The sequence below is a fragment of the Cupriavidus sp. SIMBA_020 genome (genome assembly GCF_046535395.1).
In the GTDB taxonomy this organism is placed as follows: domain Bacteria; phylum Pseudomonadota; class Gammaproteobacteria; order Burkholderiales; family Burkholderiaceae; genus Cupriavidus; species Cupriavidus campinensis.
In genome coordinates, this window is sequence record NZ_JAWRWU010000428.1 from 1 (window position 1) to 278 (window position 278).

Genomic DNA, 278 nt, shown 5'->3' on the forward strand with positions numbered 1-278 from the left:
GTCTGGTTCTCAGCGATGCTTATGTGAGTGCCGATATCGTGAACGTCGATATTGCACAGATGGCACGCGTTGAGCAGGCGAAACAGCATGAAGCTCTGCTTGAACAACATACTCGCTTGAGCAATGAAGTCGTTGAGCTGAAGACATTGCTAGGTAATTTCGGAGCGCTCTTGGATGCGCAGTTGAAACAGCAGGCCATCGTGCTGGAAGAACAGCGTGAGCTTGATGCAGCCAACAAGGATCTGGCGCTAGCAGTGGCAAATATGAAGAACAGTAGT

General features: G+C 50.0%; 1 protein-coding gene. It reads left to right on the forward strand.

Going from position 1 to position 278, the window contains the following annotated elements:
- On the forward strand, window positions 1–278 hold a 278-nt coding region (locus SB751_RS29900; protein WP_410749010.1), incomplete at both ends, for a hypothetical protein.